This is a genomic window from Mesobacillus sp., from assembly GCF_057785455.1.
In genome coordinates, this window is sequence record NZ_JBYNSB010000060.1 from 189,830 (window position 1) to 213,216 (window position 23,387).

23 protein-coding genes are annotated in these 23,387 nt (G+C 41.9%); 16 read left to right on the forward strand and 7 right to left on the reverse strand.

What is annotated here, in order from left to right; all coding sequences use genetic code 11:
• Positions 1 to 40: 40 nt before the first annotated feature.
• Positions 41 to 1,573 carry a carboxypeptidase M32 gene (locus tag AC3EBE_RS22255; protein ID WP_488597207.1) on the forward strand — a complete coding sequence of 511 codons (1,533 nt, stop codon included), beginning with the start codon at positions 41 to 43 and terminating at the stop codon, positions 1,571 to 1,573.
• 374 nt (positions 1,574 to 1,947) lie between these two features.
• Positions 1,948 to 2,562, forward strand: coding sequence for a TetR/AcrR family transcriptional regulator (locus tag AC3EBE_RS22260; RefSeq protein ID WP_488597208.1), 615 nt, complete (start codon positions 1,948 to 1,950; stop codon positions 2,560 to 2,562).
• Between the two features lie 37 nt (positions 2,563 to 2,599).
• Here the strand turns inward: AC3EBE_RS22260 and AC3EBE_RS22265 are convergent, their stop codons facing one another.
• Positions 2,600 to 4,102: a potassium/proton antiporter gene (locus tag AC3EBE_RS22265; protein WP_488597209.1), complete on the reverse strand. Its 1,503-nt coding sequence runs from the start codon at positions 4,100 to 4,102 to the stop codon at positions 2,600 to 2,602.
• Between the two features lie 13 nt (positions 4,103 to 4,115).
• Positions 4,116 to 4,670, reverse strand: a complete 555-nt coding sequence (locus tag AC3EBE_RS22270; RefSeq protein WP_488597210.1) for a tyrosine-type recombinase/integrase — start codon at positions 4,668 to 4,670, stop codon at positions 4,116 to 4,118.
• A gap of 144 nt (positions 4,671 to 4,814) precedes the next feature.
• Between AC3EBE_RS22270 and AC3EBE_RS22275 the strand changes: the two genes are divergently transcribed.
• Positions 4,815 to 5,285 carry a hypothetical protein gene (locus AC3EBE_RS22275; protein WP_488597211.1) on the forward strand — a complete coding sequence of 157 codons (471 nt, stop codon included), beginning with the start codon at positions 4,815 to 4,817 and terminating at the stop codon, positions 5,283 to 5,285.
• A 27-nt stretch (positions 5,286 to 5,312) separates the two neighbouring features.
• On the opposite strand, the gene AC3EBE_RS22280 is transcribed toward AC3EBE_RS22275, so the two are convergent.
• The gene (locus AC3EBE_RS22280) at positions 5,313 to 7,118 is read right to left on the reverse strand and encodes a methyl-accepting chemotaxis protein (RefSeq protein ID WP_488597212.1); all 1,806 of its coding nucleotides are present in this window, start codon (positions 7,116 to 7,118) and stop codon (positions 5,313 to 5,315) included.
• Between the two features lie 384 nt (positions 7,119 to 7,502).
• On the opposite strand from AC3EBE_RS22280, the gene AC3EBE_RS22285 reads away from it, so the two are divergent.
• The 5 genes from AC3EBE_RS22285 to AC3EBE_RS22305 all read left to right on the forward strand — a co-directional run bounded on the left by AC3EBE_RS22285 (position 7,503) and on the right by AC3EBE_RS22305 (position 12,765).
• Positions 7,503 to 8,288 carry a TerC family protein gene (locus tag AC3EBE_RS22285; protein ID WP_488597213.1) on the forward strand — a complete coding sequence of 262 codons (786 nt, stop codon included), beginning with the start codon at positions 7,503 to 7,505 and terminating at the stop codon, positions 8,286 to 8,288.
• 242 nt (positions 8,289 to 8,530) lie between these two features.
• A complete protein-coding gene (locus AC3EBE_RS22290) occupies positions 8,531 to 9,814 on the forward strand; it encodes a hemolysin family protein (RefSeq protein WP_488597238.1) in 1,284 nt (427 codons plus the stop codon).
• A 349-nt stretch (positions 9,815 to 10,163) separates the two neighbouring features.
• Positions 10,164 to 11,132 (forward strand): YsnF/AvaK domain-containing protein, encoded by a 969-nt coding sequence (locus AC3EBE_RS22295; RefSeq protein WP_488597214.1) that lies wholly within the window; start codon positions 10,164 to 10,166, stop codon positions 11,130 to 11,132.
• Positions 11,133 to 11,359: 227 nt separating this feature from the next.
• The gene (locus tag AC3EBE_RS22300; protein ID WP_488597215.1) at positions 11,360 to 12,103 is read left to right on the forward strand and encodes a DUF459 domain-containing protein; all 744 of its coding nucleotides are present in this window, start codon (positions 11,360 to 11,362) and stop codon (positions 12,101 to 12,103) included.
• A gap of 95 nt (positions 12,104 to 12,198) precedes the next feature.
• Positions 12,199 to 12,765, forward strand: coding sequence for a M15 family metallopeptidase (locus tag AC3EBE_RS22305; RefSeq protein WP_488597216.1), 567 nt, complete (start codon positions 12,199 to 12,201; stop codon positions 12,763 to 12,765).
• Between the two features lie 40 nt (positions 12,766 to 12,805).
• On the opposite strand, the gene AC3EBE_RS22310 is transcribed toward AC3EBE_RS22305, so the two are convergent.
• The 4 genes from AC3EBE_RS22310 to AC3EBE_RS22325 all read right to left on the reverse strand — a co-directional run bounded on the left by AC3EBE_RS22310 (position 12,806) and on the right by AC3EBE_RS22325 (position 15,391).
• Positions 12,806 to 14,035, reverse strand: coding sequence for an NAD(P)/FAD-dependent oxidoreductase (locus tag AC3EBE_RS22310; protein ID WP_488597217.1), 1,230 nt, complete (start codon positions 14,033 to 14,035; stop codon positions 12,806 to 12,808).
• 411 nt (positions 14,036 to 14,446) lie between these two features.
• A complete protein-coding gene (locus AC3EBE_RS22315; protein WP_488597218.1) occupies positions 14,447 to 14,869 on the reverse strand; it encodes a pyridoxamine 5'-phosphate oxidase family protein in 423 nt (140 codons plus the stop codon).
• A gap of 93 nt (positions 14,870 to 14,962) precedes the next feature.
• Positions 14,963 to 15,199 (reverse strand): hypothetical protein, encoded by a 237-nt coding sequence (locus tag AC3EBE_RS22320; protein ID WP_488597219.1) that lies wholly within the window; start codon positions 15,197 to 15,199, stop codon positions 14,963 to 14,965.
• Positions 15,200 to 15,259: 60 nt separating this feature from the next.
• Positions 15,260 to 15,391 carry a 3-methyladenine DNA glycosylase gene (locus tag AC3EBE_RS22325; protein WP_488597220.1) on the reverse strand — a complete coding sequence of 44 codons (132 nt, stop codon included), beginning with the start codon at positions 15,389 to 15,391 and terminating at the stop codon, positions 15,260 to 15,262.
• A gap of 212 nt (positions 15,392 to 15,603) precedes the next feature.
• Between AC3EBE_RS22325 and AC3EBE_RS22330 the strand changes: the two genes are divergently transcribed.
• The 8 genes from AC3EBE_RS22330 (at position 15,604) to AC3EBE_RS22365 (ending at position 23,033) form a co-directional block, all read left to right on the forward strand.
• Positions 15,604 to 16,410, forward strand: a complete 807-nt coding sequence (locus tag AC3EBE_RS22330) for a cyanophycinase (protein WP_488597221.1) — start codon at positions 15,604 to 15,606, stop codon at positions 16,408 to 16,410.
• A complete protein-coding gene (gene cphA, locus AC3EBE_RS22335; RefSeq protein ID WP_488597222.1) occupies positions 16,411 to 19,032 on the forward strand; it encodes a cyanophycin synthetase in 2,622 nt (873 codons plus the stop codon). It abuts the gene before it with no gap.
• A 103-nt stretch (positions 19,033 to 19,135) separates the two neighbouring features.
• Positions 19,136 to 19,867, forward strand: coding sequence for a protein-glutamine gamma-glutamyltransferase (locus AC3EBE_RS22340; protein ID WP_488597223.1), 732 nt, complete (start codon positions 19,136 to 19,138; stop codon positions 19,865 to 19,867).
• Positions 19,868 to 20,066: 199 nt separating this feature from the next.
• Positions 20,067 to 21,542: a UDP-N-acetylmuramoyl-L-alanyl-D-glutamate--2,6-diaminopimelate ligase gene (locus AC3EBE_RS22345; protein WP_488597224.1), complete on the forward strand. Its 1,476-nt coding sequence runs from the start codon at positions 20,067 to 20,069 to the stop codon at positions 21,540 to 21,542.
• Positions 21,543 to 21,767: 225 nt separating this feature from the next.
• A complete protein-coding gene (locus tag AC3EBE_RS22350) occupies positions 21,768 to 22,067 on the forward strand; it encodes a metal-sulfur cluster assembly factor (protein ID WP_488597225.1) in 300 nt (99 codons plus the stop codon).
• A 163-nt stretch (positions 22,068 to 22,230) separates the two neighbouring features.
• Entirely contained in the window at positions 22,231 to 22,596 is a 366-nt protein-coding gene (locus tag AC3EBE_RS22355) for a hypothetical protein (RefSeq protein ID WP_488597226.1), read from the forward strand.
• A gap of 167 nt (positions 22,597 to 22,763) precedes the next feature.
• Entirely contained in the window at positions 22,764 to 22,868 is a 105-nt protein-coding gene (locus AC3EBE_RS22360) for a YjcZ family sporulation protein (RefSeq protein WP_488597227.1), read from the forward strand.
• Positions 22,869 to 22,904: 36 nt separating this feature from the next.
• Positions 22,905 to 23,033, forward strand: a complete 129-nt coding sequence (locus AC3EBE_RS22365) for a YjcZ family sporulation protein (protein ID WP_488597228.1) — start codon at positions 22,905 to 22,907, stop codon at positions 23,031 to 23,033.
• Positions 23,034 to 23,387 lie beyond the last annotated feature (354 nt).

Here is a 23,387-nt window from a genome sequence, read left to right on the forward strand (position 1 = left end):
CAGGACATAAGAGGAAAATCAGTCCATAGGGGGATTATTAATGAAACAGAGAGTTGTTGACCAAGGAATCGCTTCAGCTGTAGAAAAATTCAAAGAACTTGACGAAAAAATAACACACTTTTCGAGCATCTCAGGTTTGTTAGGCTGGGACCAGAAGGTCATTGCTCCTAAAAAGGGAAGAGCTGCATTTGCAAAAGCAAGCGGAACATTGAGGACGGAGGAATTCAAGCTGTCAGTTTCTGAAGAAATGGGTGAATTGCTCAGCATACTATCTGCTCCAGAAGCAGCAGAATATCTTGATGAAACGCTTAAGGCACAGGTGCGCGAACGAAAAGATTTTTTTGACCGTTCCAAAAGTATTCCTGCCGATATGATCAAGGAGTTTTCCATCCTGACCTCACAGGCAAATGATGCTTGGGAGGAAGCAAAGGGAAGCAGTGAATTTCAAAAATTCCTGCCATATCTAGAAAAAATCGTTGAGTTCAAAAGGAAGGCAGCAGAAATTTATGGATATGAAAAACATCCATATGATGCACTTCTGAATGAATACGAACCAGGTCTGACTGTGGAAAAGCTGGATCCGTTATTTCTTCAGTTGAGAAAATCCAGCACAGAATTGCTTAAGAGAATCCAGAAAGCTGATTTCCAGCCGGCAGTCGAAATATTTAATAAGAAATATCCGGTTGAAAAGCAAAAGGAGTTCAATCGTTATATTCTCCCTTTGATTGGATTTGATATGGAGGCAGGAAGACTTGATGAAACCGTTCATCCATTTGCACAGACAGTCAATCCAGGCGATGTGAGGATTACGACAAGATACCTTGAAAATAATGTGCGCTCCGCGATCTTTGGAACGATTCATGAAGCAGGTCATGGTATTTATGAACAGAATATCAGCCCGGATTTTGAAGGAACGGTAATCCAGGATGGAGCATCCTTCGGCATCCATGAATCCCAATCGCGTTTTCTTGAAAATATGGTTGGAAGAAGCGAGCAATTTTGGAAGTATTTTTACCCGGCACTAAAGGAACATTTTCCAGAGCAGCTTAACGCGATCGAGCTGGATGATTTCTATCGTGCGGTAAATGCTGTGGAGCCCTCTTTTATACGCGTGGAAGCAGATGAACTCACCTACAACCTGCATATTATGGTGCGATATGAAATCGAGAAGGCATTGATTGCAGGAGAGATTGAAGTGAAGGACCTGCCAGCCATCTGGAATGGAAAGATGGAGGAATACCTCGGCATCACTCCGGAAAATGACAGTGAAGGCGTCCTACAGGATATACATTGGTCATTCGGCGGCTTTGGGTATTTTCCATCCTATTCTCTGGGGAACCTGTATGCAGCACAAATCCTGAATAAAATCCAGCAGGAAATCCCTGGCTTTTACGAGAGTATTGAGAAGGGAGAATTCCATGTCATCCAGCAATGGCTGAAAGAAAATATCCATCAGCATGGCAGCCTTTATACTCCGAATGAATTAATCGTCAGGGCAACCGGGGAAGAGCTCAACGCTGAGTATCTCGTGAATTATCTTGAAGAAAAGTATAGCAAGGTTTATAAATTGTAATAATCCATCGGCACATCTTGATAAAAGGCCTATTTTCGTATGTTGCTGTTTTTTATTAAGGCTGTTTTCGCAAAGATTGTTGGTTTCACCAATGTTGAATTAAGATCCTGTTGATTGTAGTGGAAGGCGCGCAGACTCCTTCGGGATGAAGCGGGACAGGTGAGACCCCGCAGGAGTGAAGCGACGAGGAGGCTCACCGCACGCCCCGAGGAAAGCGAAGCGCCTGGAACGGAAATCAACAGCCTTTTATTGCAAAGCCTTCTTTAAAAAACCATTTAAGTGGAGATTTAAAAAAGCATATAGAAAAGCAAAAAGTATTGGAAAAGAGCCTTTAGTAATAATAGAATAGTGTCTTAGAAAAAGAGGTTGTTAACATGCCGCCAATTGTTTCAGATGAATATAAGGAAAAGAAACGGCAGGAAATCTTGCAGAGCGCCCTTGTTTGTTTTGCGAAAAAAGGCTTTGAAGCGTCCACAGTTGATGATATCGTATCCCACTCAGGGATGAGCAAGGGGGCGATTTATAATTATTTCAAAAGCAAGGACGAGATTTACCTTGCACTTATGGAAAGACAGACGAGTGATTCCCGCACCAAATTTAAAAAAGAAATTGCGTTGCGGAACACTGCATTAGCAAAGCTGGACTTCCTGATTGAAGCATACATGGACAATGACCCGGATGAGGCAGACAACAAGGATCTTGCCCTCGTGCATTTTGAGTTCAGGCTCTATTCCTCAAGGAAAACCGAACTGAAAAAAACACTTACCGAGCGGTATAAAGATTTCTTTGTTGCCCTTATTGCGGGCATCATCCAGGAGGGGCAAAAGACTGGCGAATTAAATGCCGCCATTGATCCCTTCGTATATGCAGACATTTTCTGGGCCATGATTAATGGTGTGACGCTGCAGGCGACCATTTTGGATGAGTACCAGTACAAGAAAACATTGAAAGAAATGCTGACGATGTTTATCGCAAATATCAAGGCATAAAAAAACCAGTGAGGGGGAGTTTACCTCACTGGTTTTTTTATTCAAGCTTCATGACATTTTGCTTAAATACCGCTTTTTCCTTCAAGAGCTTTTTTAACTGTGGTTTGCTCTTGCGTGCTGATAAAATATAGAGGAAATCGCCAGCCTGGAGGGTTGTAGTTCCTGTAGGAGCAATCAGTTTGCCTTTTCGGATAATTGCATTGACGAGCGAGCCTTCAGGAAAAGGGATGTCAGCCAGCGTTTTGCCTATGATGGCGCTATCGCCTTCCATTTCATATTCAATCATCTCCGCATCTGCCTTCCCTAATGATATTAGCTCAAGCGACTGCATAGGAGCGGTTTTCTTCGGACCATTTAGCTTGAGTTTATTTGCCACATAAGGAATCGTGGCCCCCTGGATCAAGGCACTGGTCAGGACAACGAAGAAAACAACGTTAAAAATCTGGTGGCTGTTTTCTATTCCTGCCAACAAAGGGAATGTAGCGAGAACGACCGGCACAGCACCCTTTAAACCTGCCCATGAAAGGAAAATGCGTTCCTTATTGTTAAACTTCATATTGATGGTCGAAAGAAAAACTGCTGCTGGCCTAGCGATAAGCATTAGAATTGCTGAGAGCAGGATTCCTTGGATGAAAATTGAAGGGGTGAATAAATCTGACGGAAACACAAGCAGACCGAGGATCACAAACATCAGAATCTGCATCATCCAGGCGAATCCTTCAGAGAATCGGAAAATAGAGTGCCTGTAAGCTATCTCAGCATTGCCTATCATGATGGCGGCTATATAGACAGCCAGAAGCCCGCTTCCATTAAGAAAGGCAGTAAGACCATAGGTTAGCAGTGCGAAAGCAGTTGCGAAAACAGGATATAGGCCACTTGAATCAAGATTGATCGAGTTTAGCGAAGCAATTGCGATTTTCCCAAATACCAATCCGAGAATCAAACCTAAACCCATTTGTAAAAAGAAGTCAGTAATCAGGGTGAACAGGCTGGCTTCTGGAACAGTGATCAATTCGATCATTGCCACAGTCAAAAATACAGCCATAGGATCATTCGATCCCGATTCAGCTTCAAGGGTTGAGCCCAGCTTCGGAGAAATATTATGGCCCTTCAGTACGGCAAAAACAGCAGCTGCATCTGTTGATCCTACAATTGCTCCAAAAAGGATGGCTTCCAGCCAATCCAACCCCAGTATCCATTTTGCCGCCACAGCTACAATGCCTGAAGTAATCAAGACACCAATGGTAGCAAGAGATAACGATGGAATAATTACAGGCTTCACATCTTTCCAGCTGGTCTGCAGTCCGCCTTCAAACAAAATGATGACAAGCGCTACAACACCAATCATCTGTGTAAGAGCAGCATTGTCAAAATAAATGATTCCAAGGACATCGCTGCCCATGACCATCCCAACCAAAATAAAGAAAATAAGGGAGGGTACACCCAGCCTGGTGGAAAAGCGAGTCGTGATGACTCCAGCTATAAATAAAACCGATGCTAACAAGATAAATGAATCTGTGGTTAAAATAGGTTCCTGCAATAATAACTCCTCCTTATAAATCCACGTTTAACTTAATTTTTTCGAGTGCTTTTTCCACACCTATGAACTGAAGCGTTTCAGAAGGAGAGGCATGCTGAAGCCTCTTTTGGATGAGCGAAATGGCGATCCCTTTTGTAAAGGCATGGTAGCCAAACGTTTTTCTCAAAGTTGTCATGCCAACTGGCTCCTCTATGCCAGCTTCTTTTGCTGCTGCATTCAAAATTCGATATGCCTGCTGCCGGGTAATTGGCTCCCCAGTTTTCCGTGATTTGAATAAATAGTCTGTCTGTTCAAGTGAATCTTCATGAATATATTTTTTTAATGCATTTCTAATTGAGGCATTTAAATAGATAGGAGTATTGCAATAGTGGGGGAGGGTAAGAAACTCGACAATCTCTTGGCCAGTGCCAGTTATATCCGAAACACGCAAGTGGATTAATTCCTGAAGCTTGATGCCGGTATTGATTCCAAGTAAAAATAAACTATAATCACGAAGCGAATGAAGCTTCAGGTACGCTTTCATCTGGTTAATCTGCTTCCTGGATTTTATTGCTTCTACAGTTTTCATATAACCCCCCCTTTATGTAACACAATTATATCTTATTTAAACTTATGTTACATAATTATATGCTTGCACGAGATTGATTTTGTATAATTTCATCGCAATGATATAATAAGCAATATTGAAAATTTGCTATTATTTGGAGGCAATATGCTTACTTTTGAAGAAAAACTTGCAATCATTGAATCTTATCCTGAGCTTGAAAAAAAGAATGTTTCTCTAGGGCGGATCAATTTTCACTTTGAGGACAGTGTGTATGATAAGAAAAACGTTGTTTATCATTTGCATCCGAACGGAAATGGATATGTATATGGTGAATTCTTAAGCGGATATGATCTGGATGGTAAAGGAATGGTTAATATCAGGGATTTCTCGGCTGAAGAACTTAAAACCATCATCAGGAAATCCATAGATTCTCTTTCCCCAGCATCCACAGCTGAGGCAGCAATTATAGAGGATCATGAAGAGGAACGATGGGTCGATAAAGAGAATCATACACTGATCCTGGTGAATGAAGACGATATGTGGAATGTTTATTCCGGACTGAATCTTGATGGAACATTCCTGTCCTATAACGAAGCAAAGCAGTACTTAGAAGAAGAAGGATTCAAGAAAAGGTAAAAGGATGCCAATGCGGCATCCTTTTTATTATAGTTTAAAGTTTTGTGTCAGCCTTTCAAGTTCCAGTGCGGTTTGCTGGAGCACCTTGGTTGTTTCATTAACATTTTCTGCGACTCTTAACTGTTCTTGCGTTGACTGGTCTGTTTGGCTTGTACCTGCCGCAATTTGCTGTGAAGCCTGTGAAACTGTATCCAGTGAATTTGTGATTTGTTCAAAAGCGATTACCTGCTGCTCGATTGCAGAAGCAATATTATTTGAATTATCTTCAATCTCGAGTGTAGTTTCATATATTTCCTGAAGCGTATTCTTTGCAGTAATCGACAGGTCTTTATTGTACTGCACAGCCTCCCGTGTTTTTGAAATATAGTCAACTGCATCACGTGTGTTTTTCACGTTCTCATTTACGATTGTAATGATGGTTGCTGCTGATTTTGCGCTTTCCTCAGCTAATTTCCTGACTTCATCTGCAACTACCGCAAAGCCTTTTCCATGTTCCCCTGCACGAGCAGCTTCAATGGCAGCATTAAGGGCAAGCAAATTTGTTTGGTCAGAGATGGTATTGATAATTTTAACAAACTGTGTGATTTTTTCTGATTGATTCTCAAGCATGATGATAATCTCTGCAAGCTGGTTTGTGTTGTTTTCGACTGCTTCGAGTCCTGTGAGCATTTCATCGATTCTTTCAGTACCTTCTTTGGAGGTGACAGTCGAGTTTTTGGCAATATAGCTGGCTTGCTGCGCAGATGCATTGATTTCCTCAATCCCTGCATTAATTTCTTCAAGGGTAGCCTGCATTTCTTCAATGTTAGCATTTTGTTCCTGGGTACTGGCTGCAGCTTGCTGGTTCGCAGCAGTCAATTCCCTTATGGCGTCTACCGAGTTCATGGCTACTGTTGAAAGTGCCACTGTTTCACTTGTGACCTCCCTGGAACTGGTCTGAACCTGTGAGACGACATTCCGAAGCGAGGCAGTCATCATATTGATGCTTTCTGCCAATGCGCCAATCTCATCCTTAGCTTTAACTTGTATAGTATTTTGTGATAAATCGCCATTTGCGATATTTGCTGTTAATTCCTTGATTTTATTTAGAGGTTTAATCAGCCTGGAGATGAACAGATACATTGCAATACTTGAAAGCCCAAGGATGATTAGTGAAAGAATCCATATGCCAAGCACTTCTTGGCTGATTTTTTTATTGACCTGAGAAACATCGAAATCAACGCCATATAGAGCGATAGCCTTGCCGCTCATATCAGTGATCGGGGCAAATCCGGAAATTTTCACGCCATTTTCCGTATTGTATACTTCTGTGGTTGTTCGTTTGTTTTCTTTTATTGCCTCAAGTGCTGCTGTATCAAACGCTTTTCCTCCCGAATAGGGTGACCCATAGGTCAGTTCTTTTGAAAGCATGTTTGTATTCATCGTTGGAAGGATTAATTTCTCCTCATCGAGTGCAACCAAATATAAATTATGTATTAGTGGGTTTTCCTTTAGAATCCTATCCATCTGCTTTTGCATTGTGGTGACACCCGGATTGTTTTTGGACGGATTATTAATGATTGTCTGTGCCTTTCCAGGCGTTACCTGGTCGGATAGAAGACTAGAAATGGTGTTCAATTCTGCTTCCATCGATTCCAGGTTGCTTTTTCGTATCGTATACTGAGCATAAATGGATGTCACTAAAGCCATCACCAGGATTGAAATAACTGTCAGGCTCAATACCTTAAACTTTAGGCTCATATTCTTTTTTAAGCGCGATTTGCTTATTTTAGTTTTTTTCTGCTTTTCTTTTCCCGCACTTATTATAGCTGCGTTTTTCTTTTTTAAAAGCAATGGTTTCACTCCTCTGAAATAGCTATTGATATAATATCGGAATTCAATATTCTTATATATATTCGGCTAAAATCATCATTTGTTAAGCAAAACATCATAGATTAATTGTTTTGCAAGTTCATTGACACTTCAAACTTTCGCCTATATAATTAAGGTAATTAAATATTCTCTTTTAAAGGGGAGTAGCTGCTACAATAAAGTCGTCATTACGAGATTCCTATCTCCGGCTTTATTGGCAACGTGGACGTTGTTAGCAAGACCTTTACTATTTTGGTAAAGGTCTTTTTCTGTGCATTTTTCCAAGGCCTTTACCATTATGGTAAGGGCCTTTTCTATTGTCCGGGAGGATATTTGATTAAAAAATCAGTTACAGGAGGTTTTCAAATGGAACTATCTTTATTGCTGGAATACGGCTGGGTGCTGCTGGTGCTCATAGTCATGGAAGGACTGCTGGCTGCTGACAATGCATTGGTGCTGGCAATCATGGTAAAACATCTCCCGGAGGAGAAAAGGAAAAAAGCGTTATTCTATGGATTAGCTGGAGCATTTGTATTCCGGTTTGCATCTCTTTTCGCGATTTCCTTCCTTGTCGATGTTTGGCAGGTACAGGCGATCGGAGCCCTGTATCTCTTGTTTATGGCAGTAAACCATATTATTCGAAAAACCGTATTCAAAGCCCCGGAGGACGAAACTGAGAAGCCGTCGAATGAAAAGCGGAAGAAAAGCGGTTTCTGGGTAACTGTCCTGAAGGTTGAAGTGGCTGACATTGCATTTGCGGTGGATTCTATACTGGCTGCTGTTGCTTTGGCTGTCGTGCTGCCTGAAACTCCGCTTCCCGATATCGGCGGCATGGATGGAGGGCAATTCCTCGTCATTTTTGCAGGCGGTATGATCGGATTGATCATCATGCGTTTCGCTGCCAATTTATTTGTGAACCTGCTTGAAAGAAAACCTGGCCTGGAAATAGCAGCCTTTGGTATTGTCGGCTGGGTAGGGGTTAAGCTTGCTGTTATAACTCTATCCCATCCATCACTAAGCGTGCTGAGTTCTGAATTTGCCCACTCCACTGGATGGAAGCTTACATTCTATGCTGTCCTGGTGGGAATTGCGGCCGCAGGTTGGTTCCTATCAAGTGAAAAATCACCTGAAAGTGCGAGAAAAGCTTCATAAGCAGACAAACGATAACCCTGTGCCAGCTGTCTCGAATCGGGACAAGCTTCGCACAGGTTTTTTATATGGGGGGCTAAAAACGACGATTTTTCCCGATTATGCGTTAGTTCCTTCTTATAGGGGTATAATTTAAAAATAATCTATTCATACATCATTATTAATTGGACGTTATATTTTACTGAGGCAGGAGGTGTTTGCCTTACTCTAGTAAGGCTTTATCATTGATTATTACAAATTTGATTATGGTCGCTCTATTGATTGCATTAACTGGCTTTTTTGTGGCAACTGAATTTGCCATTGTCAAAGTAAGGAGCTCCAGGATCGATCAGCTCATCGCAGAAGGCAGAAAAGGAGCGAATTCCGCCAAGCATGTCATTACCCATCTGGATGAATATCTATCTGCATGCCAGCTTGGCATTACCATTACTGCTTTAGGGCTTGGATGGCTGGGAGAGCCGACAGTCGAGGCAATGCTGCATCCGTTATTTGACAGATGGGGCATCAACCCATCGCTTTCCCATATTTTATCCTTTGGGATCGCATTTGCTTCAGTGACTTTTCTCCATGTGGTTGTTGGTGAACTGGCACCGAAAACAATTGCCATCCAAAAGGCGGAAGCCATTACCGTGGCTTTTTCCAAACCAATCATTTTGTTCTATAAAATTATGTATCCTTTCATTTGGATTCTGAACGGTTCTGCGCGACTGCTAGCAGGTTTATTTGGACTTAAGCCCGCTTCAGAACATGAAATGGCCCATTCAGAGGAGGAATTGCGCATCCTTCTTTCTGAGAGCTATGAAAGCGGCGAAATCAACCAGAATGAATTGACTTATGTGAATAACATCTTTGAATTCGATGAACGAATCGCAAAGGAAATCATGGTCCCAAGGACAGAAATAGTCAGCCTTGATATTTCCGACACGATAGAAACCATCATAAATGTTATACAGCAGGAGAAGTATACCCGTTATCCTGTCATCGATGGTGAAAAAGACAATGTACTAGGCATGATCAATATCAAGGAAATCTTGACTGCAAGGCTTACGGAGATAGATGGAGACCAGGATGCCATTCTGTCAAAATATATGAAGCCGATCATCCGCGTCATTGAAACGATTCCCATCCACGATCTTCTGGTAAAAATGCAAAAGGAACGGATCCATATGGCGATTCTAATCGATGAATATGGCGGCACATCAGGCCTTGTCACAGTTGAGGATATTCTCGAGGAAATAGTCGGCGATATCCGCGATGAATTCGATGCCGATGAAATCGCAGAAATCCGTAAAGTAAAAGATGATCATTATCTTTTCAGTTCTAGGGTATTGATCAGCGAGGTCAATGACTTGCTGGGCACTCATCTCTCAGATGAAGAAGTCGACACAATCGGCGGCTGGTTCATGACCATGAATCTTGATGCGGAAATAGGCGACGAAATAGTGGAAGAAGGCTTTAGATTCAAAATTATCGAGATTGACGAATATCATATTCAATACCTGGAAGTAACCCGTGCAGATGAAGAGTAAAAGTCCCTTAGTTTAAGGGGCTTTTTTTTGTAGAGGATTTGATAGTATTTATTAGAATTGGATTAATAGGTAAAAGCGGCCGCCAAAACAGCTAGTTGGTGACCAAAATTGGAGCAGGAAAAAAGGCCGCCAATGAAGACAATTGGAGCACCAATGTGAGGACTCGAAAAATACTTTACAATGAAGCCCCATATACGAAAAGCACAAATTCCTATTCATGGTAACCCTGAAAAATCGCGTGGTGAATATTGGCAACTGCAAATGATGTTTCAAGTTCCTCCTGCCACGGGTATTACTCCACTACCGGGACAACCGGATGAAACGTAATAACGAATTGGAGGAATTTAAAATGGCTAAAAAAGTAGTTGGAGTATACGATAACCAGAACGAACTTATTGGAGCAATTGAAGAATACAAAAACAATGGATATTCCGTACAGGACTTTTCAATCATCGGAGACACTACTGAGCTTTCATCAGCGCTTGAAAGCAGAACAGGTGTAACGACAGAAAATCTTGGCACTGCGGATAATGATCATAAAGAAGGTGGCTTCTGGCAGAGTCTTATGACTGCATTCGATGCTGACCGTAATCTGGGCGGCAACGAGCCTTCCATCACTGACCGTTTAGTAGGATTTGGTTTAACAGATGATGCAGCAAGAGAATATGAAGCAGATGTGCGCAATGGCCGCATCATTCTATTGGCAGAAACGACTGCATCTGGCTTAAATGCAGAAGATACAGGCTATGTAACAGACACATCAGTAACTGGTACTGGGGTTACTGGTAATTACGATGCAGACCGTCTGGGCACGGACACATCAGTAACTGGCACTTATGACACAGACCGCTACGATGGAGATGAGCAAACGTTAAGACTTCGTGAAGAGCAGCTGGATGTTTCAAAGGAAAGAGTTCAAACTGGGGAAGTGGAAGTTCATAAAGATGTTGTTGAAGAACAGCAGCGCGTGAATATTCCGGTATCTCGTGAAGAAGTTTACGTTGAAAGACGTGAAGTGAACGAAGCAGCTTCTGATGTAGACGGTGTAATTGACGATGGAGAAACAATCCGGGTTCCGATCATGGAGGAAAAAGTAGAAGTTACCAAAAAACCTGTCGTTACTGAAGAACTTGTTATCGGCAAACGTGAGGTAACTGAAACTGAACAAGTCGTGGAATCAGTTAAGCGTGAGGAAGCTCACCTTGAAACAGACAATGAAACTGTTGTCAACGATCTTGACGGTAATCTTGACCGCAAACGCAATCTCGATGGTGATCTAGACCTCGACCGCAATCGGGATGGCTTTAAAGACAGATAAGCTTATTATGGCAAAAAAAGAAAAGACGCCTAAAAGGCGTCTTTTCTGCGTATTGAGGCGACTGACTGCACGCCACATCGTGCATTTCCCAAGGGAGTGTCAGTCGGCTTACACAATTCAGCTCATCGCTCAACTAATATAACATTAAACTTTGTCCTTCCGCAAGAAGAAATTTCTTCCGTGGATGAAAATGTAAGTTTATGTCTAATTAGTGGAAGGGTAAAAAAATGAAAACGAAACAGGAAGGATACTGCATGAGAAAAAAGACAGCATTTGTTTTATTTATGATCATTTTAATAACAGTATTAGCTGCCTTCTCGCTTTATGATCAAAGTTCTGATAAAAGCGATGGAGACAGAAAAGTGGTTGCATTTGGTGATTCCCTTACCTATGGGTTTGGGGATGAAAAGGGAACAGGGTATATTCAAACTTTGGAAGAGAAGTTGAATGAGCAAAATAAATTGGATTATGAATTTAGCAATGAAGCTATATATGGCTTGGAATCTTCGGGTATCTTGAATCAGCTTTCCGATATAACCGTAAGCCGAAAGCTGGAGGATGCCGATTATTTTATCTTATTCATTGGAACGAATGATTTAATCAACAGTAATGGCGGGAACTTAGCAGATATAAAGTTAGATGAAATTGAAAAAGGGCAGGAAATATATCAGCAAAATCTGGAAGCGATCATCGACCTCCTGAAGCAAAAAAATAATGATACACCAATCCTGGTTCTTGGTCTCTATAACCCTTATCCAGATTCAAGGCAGATTGAACCTATTCTAGAAGGCTGGAACAAAGGGATTGTAAATGCAATAAGAGATGAGAAGAATATAACATACATCCCAACGAATGATTTATTCAAGGGCAAGAATAAAAAGGATTATTTCAGCGATTCGCTGCACCTTAATGACAAAGGCTATGACCTAATTGCAAACCGGATTCTCGAAAAATATAAGTTTAGCAAATAAGCCTGGCAAAAGAAATTGCCAGGTTTTTCTGTGAAACTAAACTGGCAGCAAATTCGTTATATACAAGTGATAGCTTTAATGAAAGGACTAGTTGCATGAAAATGAGACTATTCGGGAAGGCGTTCGTTTCCTTCTTTTTTATCATAATAGCTTTTTTATTATATTATCAGTTCCTGATCAACCCAGGGATTAATGAGAATGTACCATTGCCTCAGGAGCTGCACCCAGCTGTAAGTAATGGCAAGGATACATTGATTCAACAGGCGGCCGATAAGGGAATTAATATAATGGTAACAGATGGTTTCCGAAGCTTTGAGGATCAGGATAGGCTATATGAAAAGGGCCGGTCATCTGAAGGGCAAATTGTCACCCATGCAAAGGGAGGCGAGTCCTACCATAATTTTGGCTTGGCGATTGATTTTGCGCTATTGACGGGGGAAGGAAAAGCGATATGGGATACCACGTATGATGGAAACGGAAATGGCAAATCAGATTGGATGGAGGTGGTAGCGATCGCTAAAGACCTCGGTTTTGAGTGGGGAGGAGACTGGGCACAATTCAAGGACTATCCTCATTTGGAAATGCGATTCGGGCTGACAATCAATGAGCTAAAAAGGGGGAAACGCCCTCCGGATGAATCCCTGACCGCCTCCCAAAACTAGAAAAGCATCGGCAGCCTTTGCCGATGCTTTCTTCTATTGATTATTTTTGATTCGATACCGCCATTTCAGACAATGGCTTTCCAGATTTTAAAAATTGTTTTGCGATTAAGGATGGTCCCCCGAGGACGAATAGGTATCTCGCTTCAATGACTTGCTTCATTAGGGCTGCAAATATTCCGGTGATCTTCAGTCCGAAAACTTTACCTACAGCAGCTTTATTTCCAATGGAAGCAACTGTTCCTTTATGATGATATTCGAATTTTTTCAAAGACTCACCCCGCAGGCTGGCTGCAATATTTGGGCCGCATAACTCTGCCTGCTGGATTGCCACCTGTGCAGTAGGGGGGAGGGCTGAATGCCCGTCCCTCATGAACAGCGCAGCATCTCCAATACAAAAGACGTTTTCCATCCCTATGACACGCAAATACTTGTCTACAGGGATTCGCCCTCTTTCAAGCGGGACATCCATTTTTTCAAGCAAGGTGTTTCCTCTTACGCCGCCGGACCAAATAAGCGTATGTGATGCCAGCTCTTCACCATTGTCCAGTGTAATGGAAGCCGGCGAACATTCAAGAATTTTAGTTGAAGTCATCAACTCAGCGCCGCGCTTTTTAATATAGTTTGTGGCAAAATCTATCGCCTCTTGATCGAAGCCAGGCAAGACAGTAGCGGATGCTTCAATATTGATGATTCTTGCAGCGCTGACAGGGATATTGTATCTTCTGCAAAGCTCGGGAACAGCTTCGATCAGTTCACCGACCATTTCAATGCCGGTAAAACCTGCGCCTGCTACTGCAAAGGTAAGTCTGGCAGGGTCCTGATCCTCTTTATAGGCAGCAAATTGTCTTAGGATATGATTGTAGATCGCTTTTGTGCTGCGGAAACTGCGGATTTTAAAGGCATTCTCTTCAACTCCTGGAATTCCGAAGGTGGCGACCTCAAATCCAAGAGAAATGAGAAGGTAATCATATCCTACGGCTTCTCCGCCTTCTAACATTACTTCCTGCCCATTAAAATCGATGTTTTCAACTGTACCTTTTTTGAATTGGACTTTGTTTTTTTGCAGAAGATCTGGAATATGAAGAGTGATTTTTTCATCGGCTCCTGTACCAGCGCCCGTTTTGTGGAGTTGAGTTGAGATATAGTGATATTCGTGTTTATTTATTAAAATAACCTCAGCTTCACCATTTTTTAAGGTTTTTTCAAGCTGTCTGCTTGTAATCAGCCCGCCATATCCTGCTCCTATAATGACAACACGTGGAGTTTTCATTGGAATTCCTTCTTTCATCATGTTTGTTTTGTGATTAATTTCACAAGTAGATTTTAAAAAATAGCTCTGTTAAACTAGGCTGTTGATTTTCGTTCCAGGCGCTTCGCTTTCCTCGGGGCGTGCGTTGAGCCTCCTCGTCGCTTTGCTCCTGCGGGGTCTCACCTGCCCGCTTCATCCCGAAGGAGTCTACGCGCCTTCCACTACAATCAACAGGGTTTAAAAAATAGCGTTCGGCATTAACAAAGCCAAAAAATAAAACAGATTATAATTGTGAAATGATTCACATATAATGTATATCATTAGCTTACTGTAAACGAAAATACCAATCAACAAGAAAATCAGTCTATTTTTTACAAAAAATCGACAATAATGAAAGGAGACGGATATGATCCGCCTCCTGCTTATTTACTCTTATAGGCTGAGTGTTTCGGGTTCGCTATTGTCATTCATTACCCGAATGGTCTCTGGCTTTATTTGTAATATAATATAGTTTGGATCCTCGGCACTGTCTATCCACTTTTTCATTTTTTCATTCCAAAACTTATCTTTTAATTCCTGCTCTTCCCGGATTTCAGCTGTTCCCTGAACCTCTATATAAGAATCTCCAATCCCGTCGCCTTCATATCCTATCAATATGTGGACATTCGGATTTTTTTCAATTTCTTCCGCTTTGTAGGTTTCCTTGCTTGTCGGAGTATATAGGTTTAAATCGCCATTCATGAAAAATGTCATATACCGTGAATGTGGTTTATTTCCTTCAACTGTTGCAAGTGAGCCGACTTTGGATTCTTGGAGTACTTTCAGTATCCGCTGCTTTAAATTTTCATTACTCATTTCCATACCTCCTTAAGGCTGATGGTTTTAATATTCTCGTAAATATGAAAGATAAACCCTATGCATAAAAAAAGCCCTGATGAACAGGGCTGTTTATAAATCATTGTCATAATCTACATTGTACTTTTCCTCGCTGGAGGAAGAATCCTTTGAATGATGGCCATCCTTTTCTTCTTCCTTCTCCTGGTTCAGGTCTTCCATGGGAATCGTGTCGACGGTCAGTTCACTCTCAAATTTGTCATGAAGACTTTTTGTCGTTGTCTTGTATTGTTCAGGATTATTCATATTGGTAGTGTTATCTACTGGTACGGCCTTTTTGTCTTTCCCCATTTCAATCACCTCATTTATATATTAATTAAGCCGGTTTATATAGATAACCGGCTCATTTGATTATTGCTTTTTAGTGCCAGACTCTTCCTGCGGCTTAACTGGGTCTCTTTGAGGCTCGATATCTTTATTTTCCGCCTGTTTCTTTTCCTGTTCGACGGAACCGTCATTATGCTTCTTGTTATTTTCAGTCATGATGGGACCTCCTTAGCAAAGAATATATAGATAAAATACCCTGTTGGATTCAAGTAAAACTTTTAGGCTAATTAAAATATGTCCTAGCACGGAGTACTATTTTCCAATAAAAGTATATATTGATTTATTTTTGAAAAACTGGTTTTGTTTTAACATCCCAGTGGGTAAAGGTTTTTGTCTTACTATCTACTCTTTTAGAAAAGGTGAATGAAATGGGCCCAGGAGAACTATTGATCATTGGCGGAAATGAAGAGAAGTGCACTACTGGAGAGATTTTATCCAAATTCGTTGAGCTATCCAAGCAGCAGCCAGGTACAGTGGGAATACTTCCTTCTGCCTCAAGTATTCCTGAAGAGGTCAGTGCGGACTATTCTTCGCTGTTTCAAAAACAGGGAACACAACAAATAGTTGTATTAAATGTAGATTCACGCGAAAAAGCAAATGATCAGGAAATGCTTGAACTGGCTTCAGGTATGTCAGCTCTTTTCATCACTGGCGGTGACCAGGAACGTTTATCGAATATGATAAAAGGCACAAAGCTTCATGAATTGCTAATGGAAAAATGGGATTCTGGCATGGTCATCGGAGGGACAAGTGCCGGAGCCTCTATTATGGGGAAGCACATGATTGTTTATTCCGAAACAAAGGTCAATGATGACAGGCTGATCATACAGATGGGTGAGGGACTGGGATTCCTTGAAAGTCTCCTGATCGATCAGCATTTTTCACAAAGGGGTAGGTTTGGCCGCTTGATAGGGGCTATAGCCGAGAATCAGGAATTGATTGGAATTGGCATTGACGAGAACACAGCAATCCTGGTATCGGAAGGAAAGTTTGAAGTGCTCGGTGAACATCAGGTTTTCATAATTGATGGAAAAGGTGGAAGCCTTGTTGACGAAGTGGAATCGAGTGGAGGCGGAAAGGAAATGACAATTACAGACTTTAAACTGCATACGCTTACGGCTGGCTATAGCTTCGATTTAACTTCACGAAAAATTATAATCAGAAAAGAGGATTAAATGATGAAGGTCAATCGCGTGCGTTATTTAAAAGGCCCAAATTATTTTAATTACCGCCCGACATTCTGGGCTGAACTTGATTTAGAGGCTCTGGAATTTCAGCCATCCCACATGTTGCCGGGATTCTCTGATGCATTGCTCACACTCCTGCCCACCTTGAAAAAACATACATGTTCACGAGGCTATGAAGGTGCTTTTGCCGAACGTCTGCACGAAGGAACCTGGATGGGACATATCATAGAACATATTGCAATTGAATTGCAGAATCTGGCTGGAATCGATGTGAAGCATGGAAAGACTATCACCAGTCAAAAAGAGGGGATTTACTTTGTGACCTTCGAATATAAGGAGCCCGAATCTGCCAGGCTCAGTTTTGACTTTGCTATGGAAATTTGTGAAAGGATCATCAACGGAGAGGCTGTACTGCCGATTAAGGATTACATAGATAAGATATCTGCAGCTTATTATGAAAACAAGCTTGGACCCAGTACCGAAGCGATTTTTGACGCTGCTGTCAGGGCGAGGATTCCTGCTGAGCGAATAGGCAAAGACAGCCTTGTACGATTAGGCACTGGCATCAAACAAAAGTATGTCCAGGCGACGATCTCAAGCCAGACCTCTTACCTTGCTGTAGAAAATTCCTGTGACAAGCAAGTGACGAAGGACTTATTGACAGCTGCTGGCCTTCCTGTCCCAAAAGGAGAACTGGTTTCATCTACTGATGAGCTTTTAATGGCAGCAGAGCGAATCGGGTACCCACTTGTGACGAAACCGTTAAATGGGCGGCAAGGACAGGGGGTTATTACGAATATAGCTAATAAGAGTGAGCTTCTTTCGGTTTCTGCTTGCATGAACATGAATGGCGAGGAATACATCGCTGAACGATATTACCATGGGGATGACTTCAGGCTGCTAGTGGTGAATGAACAGCTTATTGCTGCAAGCTTGCGGCTTCCGCCGTTTATCATAGGAAATGGTGAGGATACAATAGCAAGATTAATAGACAAAGAAAATGAAAATCCGCTTCGTGGAGACGGACATGAAAAAGCGATGACCAAAATTCCACTGAACTCTACAGTAACCTGCTTTCTGGAAAAGCAGGGCTACAGCCTGAATCATATCCCTGATATGGGTCAGGTGATCCAGGTTGCAGGGAATGCGAATCTTTCTACAGGCGGACAAGCCATCGACGTCACGGATGAGGTCCATCCAACAGTCAGGGAGCTTGCAATACAGGCAGCGAGAGCAGTAGGGCTTGATATTGCCGGAATAGACATGATCAGCAAGGATATTCGCGCCCCGTTTGATCCCGATACTTCAGCAATCCTGGAAGTCAACGCTGCGCCTGGAATACGGATGCATCATTATCCAGGGAAGGGGAAAAAGCGGGACGTTGGCAAAGCGATCGTAGATTATTTATTTAAGGATCGAAGCGAAGCAGCGATACCGGTTGTGGCTGTTACCGGAACGAATGGGAAAACGACAACAGTCCGAATGGTAAAGCATTTTCTTGAAGGGAAATACACAACTGTTGGAATGACGAACTCAGATGGTGTCTATATTGGAAGCCAATGCATTGACCAGGGGGATTGCAGCGGGCCGATAAGCGCCAGAAAAGTCTTAGCGAATCCCGGAGTGGAAGCAGCAGTCCTGGAGACGGCAAGAGGCGGCATTTTGCGTGAGGGACTCGCCTTCCGCTATTGCGATGTCGGGATTGTTACCAATGTTTCTGAAGATCACTTGGGTCTCGATGGAATAGAAACCTTTGATCAGCTTGTAAAACTCAAGCGTCTCATTCCAGAGGTTGTCCATGAGGACGGCTATTGTGTATTGAATGCTGATGATCCAGAAGTTGTTAAAATGGCAGATTACACAAAAGGCAATAAGATCTTTACCTCTATATCCAGCCAAAATGTGCATATCCGAGCAGCGGTTATGAAAATGGAAGAAGCATGGTATGTCGACCCGCAAGGAGACATCATCCATACGAAACAAGGTGAAAACACGGTCTTCCTTCCAGTGAAAGATATACCAATCACTATCAATGGTGCAGCCAAACACAATATTTCCAATTTGCTTCAGGCCCTTGCTGCTGCGTCCAGCCAGGGTGTTTCAATGGAAATCCTAAAAGAAAAAGCGCTTACCTTCATTCCTGACTTTAACCAGTCACGCGGCAGGTTTAATTTGATTGAGCTGGAAGGCAGGAAGCTGATTGTGGATTATGCTCATAACCGCTCAGGGCTTGGCGCACTTTTTGAAACAGTCAGGAGCTTGAATGAAAGTAACACAATTACAGTTGTTTCTGCTCCAGGGGACAGATGCAACCAGGATATATTTGATATGGGGTTCATTGCTGCTTCAAATTCCGACTTCCTGATTTTGAAGGAAGACATAGATTTAAGGGGCAGGTCCCAGCTTGAGGTGCCGCTGCTTATGAAGTCAACCGCAGAAAAAGCACTGCCTGCTGAAAGGATTTATGTCATTCCTGAAGAACTGGAAGCATATAATAAGGCTTGGGAGCTTTCAAAAAGCGGGGATACTTTATTATTTTTATTTGAAGATTTCAGTTTGATTACGAAATTTATTAACCAGATAAATAGGCAGGAACTAGTAGATCAATAACCAGTCTGCCTTACCTTATTGATTTATCAATGTCTTATAAGCGCACCTCCTTCATATAGTTAATTATGCATCCATAATTAACGGAATATGGAGGGGGAGTGTGATGATCATCATCAGATTTCCTGATGCTCCCGGAAGCCAAAAACTTATGAGTTTATCCGGGAAGCAGCAGGAGATATATGATTACCTTGACAGAAGCCTGTCGATGTTTGAATATGAAACATCCTTTCAGCTCCTGTTTGAAATAAGACTTCGTGAAAATATTATTGAAGCCTCAATGAAGCTAAAGGACAGTGGAGCTGCTTTTACATCTTTCACCTATGCAAAGTTCAACCCGGTGTATTGGACGAAGGTTCCAAGTGGTTTTTTACTAAAGCCGAATGTGCTTCCTTCCGATGCGATTAACGATATCTATTCAAATGGACAGGAATACGGATTTGAGTGTTCAACAGCGATGGTCATCATCTTTTATAAAGCAGTCCTGGATTCCATCAGGACACGGGATTTCAACTATCTTTTCCGAGGCCTTCTGGTATGGAACTGGAACTATGATCCCGATTTGGCCATCATAACACTTGAAGGCAATGAATTTATTCCTGGCGATGTAGTTTATTTCATGAATCCTGATTTTGATAAGCCGATCTGGCGGGGAGAAAATGCAGTTTTTTTAGGGAAAGGCCTATATTATGGACATGGAATCGGCATTGGAACCGCAGATGAAATGGTAAAGGCATTAAATACTTTACGGAAGGAAGGTGCTGTTCGATCTGCTTATATGCTGCAGCAGCACAGCCGCCTGAACTTCAAGTATTTATCACAGTTTGCCAATAAATAGTCCCGAATAGTGTAAAAGACTGGCTGATAAGCTGGTCTTTTTTGCTATACCATTTTGCTCATTTTACCTAAATTGATTAGTTATTGGCTTTATAGAGCATAGTTTTAAAAAACTGGGGAATAAAAAAGGAGACAAAATATATACATTTCAACATTTCAGATATTGAATTCACTGTCATGTTAAAAAGGGAGTTTTGGAAATGAGATTATCCAAGGTGCTAGTTGCCCTCGGTGGCTGTATAAAAAAATACCAGCATGCGGAGGATCCAGAGATAGCGGGAATCAAAATGGATTCACGCAAAGTTTTACCAGGAGATTTATTTGTCGCCATTTCCGGCTTTCAGATGGACGGCCACCAATTCATTGATGAAGCATTGCGAAAAGGCGCTGCTGCAATAATTGGGGAAAGGACACTGGAACTATCCGTACCATATATAGTCGTCAACGACAGCAGACTGGCTCTAGGCAGGGCTGCGAGTACATTTTATAACCATCCATCACGAAAGCATACTGTCATTGGAGTGACGGGGACGAACGGGAAAACAACGGTATCATATATTCTGAAGCATATACTTGAACATGCCGGAAAGACCTGTTCCTTATTAGGAACCGTATCTTATATGATTAATAATGAGGTGTACAAGCCTTCCAATACAACCCCTGACGCCCTTCAAATCCAGGAACTGCTCTCAAAAAGCAATGATGAGTTCGTGGTCCTCGAGGTTTCCTCACATGCCCTTAAGCAATACAGGGCTGAAGGGCTGGAGCTGGATTATGGTTTATTCACAAATTTATCGCATGATCATCTGGACTACCATCCAACGATCCAGGATTATTTTGAAGCGAAGACGATGATGTTCAATTACATGAAACCAGGCGGTGCAGCCATAATCGGCAGGCTAAACGAATGGGGAGATGAACTAGCCAGATTGCTTGAGGATAAGACTATTCCCGTCCATTCTATTGGATACAATGATGAGCATGACCTCAAAATAGAAGATATTCAGTTGAACGGTCAAACACGGTTCGTAATCAGAATGTATGGGACCAGCGAATATCAAATTGTTTTCCCGTTTCCCGGCCTGCACAATGTTTATAATGCTTCAATGGCTTTTATAACCGCGTTAAAAATTGGCATTGATGCAAAACAGATTATCTCAGCACTGGCATGCTTCCCAGGAGTCCCAGGAAGATTCGAAATGATCTCGCACCCTGAAGGCGCAACCTTTATTATTGATTATGCCCATACAAAGGATGCGATCGAGTATTGCCTTCAGGCGGCAAAAGAACACCAAGCGTCAAGAATCAAGCATATTTTCGGATTCAGGGGTGAAAGAGACAGGTCAAAGCGGGAGCATATGGTTAAGTCCTCCGCAGCAATGAGCGATGAATTCATTTTGACTTTTGATGACTTAAATGGTATTCCTTATGAAGATATGCTCAATGAACTAAAGGAGCTAAACAATAAATTTGGCGGCGCAAAAGGCAGGATTATTCCAGACAGGACACTTGCAATCCAGTTTGCCTGGGAAAATGCCCAGAAAGGCGAATGGATTTTGATTACTGGCAAAGGCCCTGAGGAATACCAATCATCATTTGAGCTGCCAGCATCCTCTGATAAGGAGACACTTCTTTACTTGCAGAAACTAAAAAATATCGAAAAAGTAACTGGTTAGCCAGGAATAACAAAAGAAAATATACACAGAAAAATCAGGAGTAATAACATACCTGATTTTTTGTTTGTTTTTTCGCTGGTAAACTTATTGATTTAAAATGACACAAATATTTCTTTGATTAATGACAAAAATATGAAATATAAAGTCCGCGCCTCCAAATTTTTTCCTGCATCGCTTAAGATGATATTAAGGCGCATAACCAAATAACTGGGAGGAGGAACACATTTGAATAAGAATGACATCTACAAGATGCTGGAAGAAGTTGAAGAGCCGATGCTGGGTGTTGACATTGTGAACCTTGGCCTTGTTTATGAGGTATGCGTTAAGGATGATCATGACGTGGAAATCGTAATGACGACCAGAAATGAAGATTGCATGCTGGCTGATTATATTGCACTTTCAGCAAGACAGCATCTTGCTGAGCGAATGGGGAATTCGGACATTATTGACATAAAGATGGTATCTGCTCCCAAATGGACGAAAGACCGTATGTCCAGGTATGCAAAATACATTCTGGATTTGTAAATATTGAGGATTGCGGCTTTTCGCAATCTCTTTATTTTGCCAAAATATGATCACTCGCCAGGAAAAGGAAAAGCAGTAGTTTTCTTTCCATACCCCAATAAATTTTGACTGTTAGCCGAATTGTCTTTTAGAATAGGTTTGGGGAAGATATGGAGGCATCTAGATGATATTAAAAAGAATAGCTGGCATCAGCATGTGGAAATTGAACAGGACATTAAAGAAGCTGGCTTTTGCCAGGATGGAGCTGGAAAAGCAGATGCGCAAGGAATTGATCGTTGTTTTGCTTGAGCCAAAAAAAGAAAAAGTGCTCGCCACTCCTGAAGAAAAGAAAGAAATAGAACAAGCGGTTTTGGAGCTAAGCGGTTTTGAAACGTTACGCCTTTGCCTTCTGGAGGATTGTAAACCAGTTTACCGTGAAAAGCTGACACAGACCGGAGTCTCAAGGTGGCTGGAAATGCCGGTTAAGCCATTGATTACATACGAATATTTGATTGAAAACCAAGCTAAAAAGGAAAAATTGGCTGGTTAGATCATGGAGAGCCTGTATAAGGTTCTCTTTTTTTTGCTTCCGATGTAAGTCCTGCAAGGCATTGAGGCCACAGAATAATATGGGCTTAGTTTTTTTTGGGTGTTTAATTGCACAAACGTCTATAGCTGAATAGGATATAGGGACATAAGAAAAGGAGGTTGTTACGAATGAGTGATGGATGCGGATACGGAAGCGGTTTTGCTTTACTTGTAGTGTTGTTCATTCTTCTAATCATAATCGGAGCTTCTTGGGGTTTCGGTTACGGTTACTAAAAACTGAATTTTGTCCTGCTTAAAGGAGGTTTCATTATGTACGGCGGAGGCTGTGGTTATGGCGGTTATGGTGTCGGAGGAGCTGGCTATGGCAGCGGTTTTGTTCTAATCGTTGTGTTGTTCATTCTCTTGATCATCGTTGGCTGCTCTTGCTTTAAATTTTAGATAAAAAAATCAAGGGAAAGTGTCTGGCATGCCAGGCACTTTTTATTTTTTGTCAAGCTAATAAAGTTCTTATATAAGTTGAACTAAAATTTCATTTTCAGCTTCTGTTGATTGGAGCGGAAGGCACGAAGACTCCTTCGGGACCCAGCGGGCAGGTGAGACCCCGGAAAAAATGGTCCGAAAAGGAAGGACCATTTTTCCCCGCGTGAGGAAAGCGACGAGTTATTATGAACGAAACTAGCTCCTTACTCGTAAATTCGTAGGTTAATCTGGTTAGAATGTTTACTGGAAAGAAAACATACCCAAATCAGAGCTACATTACGGAAGGAGCTAGTCATTATGAAGGATACCATA